The organism is Acidobacteriota bacterium (assembly GCA_012517875.1).
In the GTDB taxonomy this organism is placed as follows: domain Bacteria; phylum Acidobacteriota; class JAAYUB01; order JAAYUB01; family JAAYUB01; genus JAAYUB01.
This window is the reverse complement of the sequence record JAAYUB010000139.1, coordinates 54,611-62,253: the sequence shown is the minus strand read 5'-3', so window position 1 is coordinate 62,253 and position 7,643 is coordinate 54,611. Positions and strand designations below refer to the sequence as shown.

The following is a 7,643-nucleotide window of genomic DNA, read 5'->3' as shown; positions in this document are numbered from 1 at the left end:
GGTCTTCGACGGGTTGACCAGGGCGATGCCCGTATCCCGGCTGGCCGCCGTGGCGACGGACACCGGGAGGACGCTCCACACATCCGGCATGGCCGGCAGCACTCCCGCCGAGGCGACGGGGGCGGCATCCACGGTGGCGGCGTAAGAGGCCGCGACGATCGCCGGCCCCGGGCTCATCACCATGGCCCAGCCGCTCTCGATGACGGTGCTCTGGCTGGAGAGAACGACCGTCTGGGTCTGGTTCGGACCGGACCACAGGTCCACGCGGCTGTAATTGCCGAGGTTCGTGGGCACCGTCCACGCGGCGCCGTTCTCGCGGTAAAAATAGATCAGGATCCAGTCGGTCTGATCCGGCACCAGGTTGGTTGCGTTGATCGTGGTGGTGTAGCCGCCGCCGACGACCACGTGGGGCAGATACTGGGCATCTGCGGCGGCAAACCCGGCCGCCAGCAGGATCAGAGTCAGGGCAGCCGCAACTCTCATGAGGCACCCCCGGAGACAAGCTGGGGATATTATAGCATGGGAGCACCGGCGTCGGCCGCGCGGGACACACCCGGTCAGTCAACCAGCCGAAAGTCGGGCCGGTTGCAACCGGACCGGGAATGCCGCCCGCGGTTCGTCGGATATGGGGTGAGCCGGAAATGGTGCCGCCGGATCTTGCGGCCTCAGAGCGTCTTCCCGCCGTCCATGCCCTGGCACATGGTGGTGGACAGGTAGCGCTCCCCGCGGTCGCAGCAGACGAAAACGATGTTGCCGGAACCGATCCGGTCGGCGACCTGCAGGGCCGCCCAGTAGTTGGCGCCGGAGCTGATGCCGCCGAAGAGGCTCTCGCGCTGCGCCAGCAGACGGGCATACTCGATGGCCGTGTCGTCGGGGACGTAGATGTGCTCGTCCACCCAGCGCTCCTCCCAGATCGGGGGCAGGTAGCTGCCGTCGAGGTGAAGCAGGCCTTCGATCTTGGAAATCCCCTGGGTGGGTTCGATGGCAATGACGCGGGCCTTGGGATGGGCCTCCCGCAGGCGGCGGCCGACGCCCATCAGCATGCCGCCGGTGCCCAGGCCGGTCAGGAAGGCGTCCACCGGCAGGCCGTCCATGTCGGCGATGATCTCGGCGCCGGTGCCGTAGTAGTGGGCCCAGTAATTGCCGGGATTGCCGTTCTGGTTCAGGTAGAAAAACTGCTCCGGGTGAGCCGCAACGACTTCCTCGCAGGCGTGGATGTGGGAATGGGGGTTGTCCGGTGCGGTCAGGATCAGCTCAACCCCGTAGAAGTTCATCATAATGCGGCGTTCGCGGCTCTTGGAAGATGGCATGTACACGCGGCACCGGTAGCCCATGGCCGTGGCGATCAGGCCCATGGCGATCCCGGTGTTGCCGCTGGAGGCGTCGACGATGATCTTGTCCTTGGTGAGCGTTCCGTTCGCTTCGGCCTGTTCGATGATGTATTTGACGATGCGATCCTTCAGCGACCCGCTGGGATTCATGTGTTCGAGTTTGGCAAACAGGCGGACGCCCGGGTGCGGCGACGAACGCTGCAACTCCACAAGGGGCGTGTGACCCACCTGGTCGAGGACGGACGTACGGGACATCTGGATGATACCTCACTGGGAAAAAAATAAAGCAGAGTATAGACCGCCCCCTGGTGGATTGCAAGCACTGCCTGGGTTTACTCGCGGCCGGCGACGGAGCGCGGGGATCACACGGAGGCGCCCAGGTACCGGTCGCGCAGCCGGCGGGCTTCAGCCGGGTCGGTGGTGCCCCGCACGACGCAGCGGCCGTCGTGGAAGAGGACCAGTTCGTGCGGCGGTACGGTGAGGCGGAGCAGGTGGGGGTTGTGAGTCACCGCCCCGATGCCGGCCAGCCGGGCGGCCAGCCGCTCCAGGTCGGGAGGCGGGCCGGGCGGCGGCTGCAGCTGGACGATCGCCTTGCCGTCCAGCGCCGCGTCCTCCGCGCCGACGCCATCGAGCAGGGCGAACCGCCGGCAGCCGCACACCGGGCAATCGGGCCGGCGCCCGGCGGAGACGTCGATGACGGTGAATTCGGGCGTCCACGCGTCCAACTGGATCAGCCGGGCCGGCAGCTCCTCCCGGCCGGCGACGATCACCCGCATGGCCAGCGCGGCCTCCTGTGCGGCCACCATGCGGACCACCGGGGCGATGACCCCCACCTGGTCGCAGGTGGGCACGGTGCCCGGCTCGGGCGGCTCGGGCATGATGCAGCGCAGGCACGGAGTGCGGCCGGGTACCACCGGCATGATCGTGCCAACCCCCGAGAGCGCGGCTCCGTAGATGTACGGCGTGTCGAGCCGGACCGCGAGTTCGTTCATCAGGAAGCGGGTTTCGAAGTTGTCGGTGCCATCCAGAATCAGGTCCATCCCCGCGGCCAGCGCCGGCGCCGTGGTGGCGTTGAAGTCGGCTACGACCGCCTCGCTGACGACAGCCGAATTGATGGCCCGCAGGGCGTCACGGGCCGCGACGGCTTTGGGACGGCACTGCACGACATCGACCTCGGTGTAGAGCGCCTGACGGGGAAGATTGGACAACTCGACGGTATCGCGGTCCACAAACCGGAGGCGCCCCACGCCCGCCCGGGCCAGCGTTTCGAGGATCGAGCTGCCCAGGGCGCCGCATCCCACCACCAGCACCGCCGCCCGCGCCAGACGGGCCTGCCCCTCGGCCCCCATCGGCCGGAAGCGGATCTGCCGCGAGTATCGATCCGGATCGCACAGGTCTGGGGCCATCGGCAGCTACCTCCTGCGGTGCGCTTTTTGGTGCGCGGACCGGCTGTCATCCGGTAAGATAGTCCGGTACGCGGCTATTGTAAATGATTCCGTCGGGGATGGAGCGTCAATCCTTCATGGCGGAACCGGTGAGTCGGCTGAAAAGCCGGGAGGAAAATCGGGCGGTCTGGCTCATGCTGGGCAGCAGCCTGGCCTTCAGCCTGATGGACGTGTGTTCCAAGCTGGCGGTCAACGACGTGGGCGTGTGGCCGCTGACCTGTTACCGGGGTGTGATGCTGGCGGTGATCATGGCCGCTTTGATCCGGCTGCAGACGCGGCGCCAACGCGGCGCCGACTCCGCGCACGGCCGACGGCGCCTCGCCGACCGTGCGGTCCCCGCCGACGGCGGCCGCTGGCGCCGCCTGCTGGCCGACCGCAACGCGTGGCTGCTGGTCTCGCGGGGGGTATTCGGCAGCCTGGGCCTGGTCTGTTACCTGTATGCCATCAGCCGGATGAAGCTGGCGGACGCGGTAATCCTGAACAAGACCAGTCCGGTGTTTGTCCTCCTCTTCGCCGCGCTGATGCTGGAAGAGCGGATCACCGGCGGCCTGCTGCTGGCCCTGGCGGTGGGATTCTACGGCGTCTATCACGTGGTCAAGCCCGACCTGTCGATGGAGCTGACCGCCGGGCTGGTGGGCCTGCTGTCAGCCGTGTTCTCGGCGGCGGCTTACCTGTCGGTGAAGAAGCTGACCGCGTGGTTCTCCCCCCTCCACATCATCCTCTGTTTCGCGCTGGTCTCGGTGGTCATGGCGCTGCCGCCCACCGTCGCCGGCTTCCGGATGCCAACGGCCGCCGGCTGGCTGCCCGTCCTCGGCGTCGGCGTCAGCGCCGCGGTGGGCCAGCTCACCATGACCCATGCCTACCGGCTGGCGCCGGCCGGGCGGATTTCCATCGTCACGTACGCCAATGTGGTGTTCGCGGTGACCTGGGGCTGGTGGCTCTTCGGCGAGGTGCAGGACGGTCGGTCGCTGCTGGGCAGCGCCCTGATCCTGGCCAGCACGCTGAGCCTGCTGTTCATGGGCCGACGGACGGCGCGCCGAACGTGATCAGGTCGCGTCGGACGCCTCGCCGGACTCGCGGAGCCGATGGGTTTCCTCGTCGATGACCCGCAGCGCGTCCAGCACCACCTGGGTGTTGGAATGCTGGATGCTGGTGACCAGACCGGCGGGGAGGTTGGGGTCGAAGGTGAAATCGCCGCCCGGCAGCTTGAGCAGGTGGTAGATGGTATCCGCGCCGATGGAGTCCAGGTAGGCCGCGTGGATCATCGCGCCCTTGTTGAAATAGATCTTGCCCACCCGGTCGGTGTAGCGGATCTGCAGGACGCCCGTCTTGCGGGCGGATTCCAGCATCTGGATCAGGTCGGCCAGGCTGATCTCCTCGAGCTTGCCCCGCATCAGGTCGAGGTTGCGGTCGGATTTCTCGTCCAGGATCAGCTTCAGCCGGCGCATCTCCTGGCGGATCCAGTCGTTGCTCTCCTCGAGGTTGAGCCATTTCTCCAGCAGTTGGTACGCCCGGCGGTGATCCTCGTTCTTGAGGAAATTCTGATACAGCTTGGCATACATCGAGGTGACGCCCTGAATGTCGCCGGTGAAGATCTTCAGCTCGGCCATCTTCTGCAGGGCGCCCACGTTGTCCTCGTCCTCGGCCAAGATCCGGGAGAGCGCCTCGGTGATCTTGCTGCTGAAAGAATGATACTGGGAGAGATCGAGCAGGTCGAGCAGCTCCACCGCCATCGCGTGGCGCTTGGAGCCCAGGGCGCGATCCACGAACCGGAAGATGACGGTGTAGCTGTCCGGCACCATGAAGCTCATCTTGTGGACGAGGTTCTTGAGCTCGTCCTTCCGGCCGAGTTCCAGCAGGATGTCGCCGCGGTACTGCAGCAGCTTCAGATCGGTCTCCTTCTCCCCCTGGCTCATCGCGTTCCAGTGGACCAGCGCGTCCTCGTAGCTCTGCAACCGGATGAGCGTCTCGAGGATCATCAGGTTGGCGGACAGGTTGTCCGGCTCGTGCTGGATCACCGTGTAAAGGTGCATGTAACTTTTGGCGTAGTTCCCCTTCTCGAAAAACTTCTGGCCGGCCCGGAAACTGCACTCCACAGCCTTCGGGATGAGCTTCTGTTTCAGGTACAGCTCGGCCAGCGATGCCAGGCCCTCCGGATTGTCGGGCTCATGTTTGAGCACCTTCTCGTAGTAGTAAATGGCCTGCGACGGGTCCTTCGCGCTGGCGACGGCCGCGGCGCGGAGCAGCGTCTGCGAAGTCTCGCCCGGGTGGCCGGCCTTGAGGTGGAGGTCCGCCAGTTTCGACAGGATATCCAGGTTATCCGGATCGTGCTGGAGATACTTCTTGAAGATTGAGATGGCCTTCTGCGTTTCGTTGCCCTGATCGTAGAGGGAGGCGGCCTTGTGCAGCAGGGCCAGGCCCGACTCCCGCTGCTTGAGCCGGATCTTGAGCTCGCCGGCCAGGAACAGGATGTCCGTCTCCTCCGGCTCGTTGGCCAAGATTTTGTCGAACACGGCCACGGCTTTGTCGAGCTGACCCTGGGCAACCAGCTTCTCGCCGGATTTCTTCAGGCGCGCCTTGTTGTAGAACAGCATGCTCATCTCCCGCGTTGGTGGACCGGCAGCTCCACGTAGACCGTGGTGCCGAGCCCTTCTTCACTCTTGGCCCAGATGCGGCCGCTGTAATGCTCGATGATCTCCTTGCTGAACGCCAGCCCCAGCCCGAAGTTGACCTGCTGCGTGCCGAAATCGCCGGCCTCGCGGAAAAACCGATCGAAAATCCGCGGCAGGTTTTCCCGGCTGATCCCGCTGCCGGTGTCGGCAACGGATACCACCATGAACCGATCGTTGAGGACGGGATTGAATTGGGCGCGGATTTCCAAGTATCCGCTGGCGGTGAACTGCAGGGCGTTCTCCACGAGCTGGTTCAGCACGTACTGGAGTTTGTGCCGATCACCCAGCACGTTGGGCAGTTCGTCGGGGATGTCCTCCCGGAACTCCAGCCGCTTCATCTTGATGACGGGCAGATAGAGTTCGCGCACCCTCGCCAGCAGCTCGCTCAGGGGGAACGAGCCCTCGACGAAATCTGCCGGTCGGAAATAGCGGGTCGTGACCGCTTCGAATCCCGCCAGCACCTGGTTCAGCCGGGCGGATTCTTCGCGCAGCACCTCCAGGAACTTGTCCAAATTGTCCTTGCTGGTCACGCCGAATTTTTCCAGGATCTTGCCCGCGGTCAGCACCGACGAGAGCGGTTTGCTGATGTCGGTCCGGAAAGCCTGCACCCGCTGGTAGCGCTCTTGGTCCATCCGGACGAGGGGCACCAGCAGGGTTTCCAGCTTGTGGAGGCGGTTCTGGTAGTCGGCGTTCTGGGCGGACAGCGTGTGGGCCTGTTGCTCGAGCGCGGCGGTGCGCTCGGCGATAAGGGTGTCCGCTTGGCTGTCGACCGCATGCAGCCGCTTGACCTGCTCCATCCGCTCGAAGGCCAGGGAGATGACGGCGCCGAGCCGGTTCAGGAATCGGAGTTCATCCGCCCCGTATGCCTTCAGGACGCTGGCTTCGTTGATGAGCTGGTAGAGAGTCACCAGGCCGAACTGGGCATCGGCCGCGCGCAGGGGAACGCTCATGAACGCCATGATGTGCCGCTTCTTCAGCTGTTCGGCAAGCTCTGCCGGCGGCATGCCCGGCAGCGCGTCCGCGTCAAAGGAGAAGGCGTTGAAAAAATACGGTTTCTGTTGTTCGAACAAGTGCCGGGCCAGGGAATCGCTGCCGCTCAAGGCGAGGCTGTCCAGGGGGTCTTTGCTGAAACCGGAGATGAACAACTCCCGGAACCTTCCGCTGCCGGGGTCGAGCCGCAGGATCGAGCCGTATGATGTCTGGAACGTCATCAGCACCGACTTGAACAGCATTCGCGGAAGCTGTTCGGGATCGAACGGTTCCACCAGCGCCTGCGTCACCTGAGTCAGGATGGTCAGCTCGCGGCTCTTCTGTTCCAGCTGATTCTTCGTGGTGTTCAGGGCGTTGTAGAGCTCGGCCATTTCGATGTTGGTCTCGACGGCCTTCTCCAACAGCTCGGCCTGAGAGATCTCATCCCGGCTTTCCCGCACCTTGATGTTGTGCGCCGAGGCCTGGAGCTTCTCGCGGAAGGCGGTTTCGGGTTCGGCCACCGGCGCCGCGGCGCGGCTGCCCTGCTGATAGGCGTCGAGCACCGCCTCGAAGCTGCGGTCGATCCGGTCCTCGATTTCAGAGACGGGGAACTCGGGAAATGTCCGGCTGAATTGCCCCAGCACCTGCAGGATCGACTGTTTCAGCGTCTGGAGCACGCCGACGCCGGTGATAGCGATGGCGCCGAAGCTGGGCACCCGGCGATCGTTGAGCTGACGGTCCAGGGCCTCGACGGAGTGGATCCCGTCCAAGTCCTGCTTGTTGTACTGAATGACCAGGGGGATGCTGGCGTACGAAAGGTGGTTCAGCGCGAGATTTTCCTTGAGATTGGTGTAGCTTTCGAGATTGGAGTCTTCGAAGCCCTTTTGGGAATCCGCAACAAACACCACGCCGTCGGTCTTGCTCAACACCGCGCGCCGCGTCTGATTGTAGCGGACCTGGCCGGGCACGGTGAACAACTGCAGCTTGAGGTCGTAACCGTTGACCCGGCCCAGCTCCAGGGGCAGCAGGTCGAAAAACAGGGTGCGGTCATCACCGGTGTTGATCGAGAACAGCTTGACCGCCTGGTTGGGGAAGAGCACCTGATGGATGTAGATCAGGTTGGTGGTCTTGCCGCTGAGGGCCGGGCCGTAATAGACGATCTTGAGCTTGATTTCCTTTTCGGCGTGGGAGATCTGCGCCATAGTCCCCTTTGCTTCCTCGGTTGC

At 64.6% G+C, this 7,643-nt stretch carries 6 protein-coding genes; 1 reads left to right on the top strand and 5 read right to left on the bottom strand.

Features of this window, described 5'->3' with window-relative positions:
• The 3 genes from GX414_14335 to GX414_14325 form a co-directional block, all read right to left on the bottom strand.
• Nucleotides 1–483: hypothetical protein (locus GX414_14335; GenBank protein NLI48277.1), on the bottom strand; the 483-nt coding region annotated here is incomplete at its 3' end.
• A 182-nt stretch (nt 484–665) separates the two neighbouring features.
• Entirely contained in the window at nt 666–1,586 is a 921-nt protein-coding gene (locus GX414_14330) for a PLP-dependent cysteine synthase family protein (GenBank protein ID NLI48276.1), read from the bottom strand.
• Nucleotides 1,587–1,693: 107 nt separating this feature from the next.
• Nucleotides 1,694–2,737, bottom strand: coding sequence for a thiazole biosynthesis adenylyltransferase ThiF (locus tag GX414_14325; GenBank protein NLI48275.1), 1,044 nt, complete (start codon nt 2,735–2,737; stop codon nt 1,694–1,696).
• Between the two features lie 116 nt (nt 2,738–2,853).
• Between GX414_14325 and GX414_14320 the strand changes: the two genes are divergently transcribed.
• Nucleotides 2,854–3,822: a DMT family transporter gene (locus GX414_14320; protein ID NLI48274.1), complete on the top strand. Its 969-nt coding sequence runs from the start codon at nt 2,854–2,856 to the stop codon at nt 3,820–3,822.
• Here GX414_14320 and GX414_14315 read toward each other — a convergent pair whose 3' ends face one another.
• Nucleotides 3,823–5,370, bottom strand: a complete 1,548-nt coding sequence (locus GX414_14315) for a tetratricopeptide repeat protein (protein NLI48273.1) — start codon at nt 5,368–5,370, stop codon at nt 3,823–3,825.
• A 2-nt stretch (nt 5,371–5,372) separates the two neighbouring features.
• Nucleotides 5,373–7,619 carry a hypothetical protein gene (locus GX414_14310; protein ID NLI48272.1) on the bottom strand — a complete coding sequence of 749 codons (2,247 nt, stop codon included), beginning with the start codon at nt 7,617–7,619 and terminating at the stop codon, nt 5,373–5,375.
• Nucleotides 7,620–7,643: the final 24 nt, after the last annotated feature.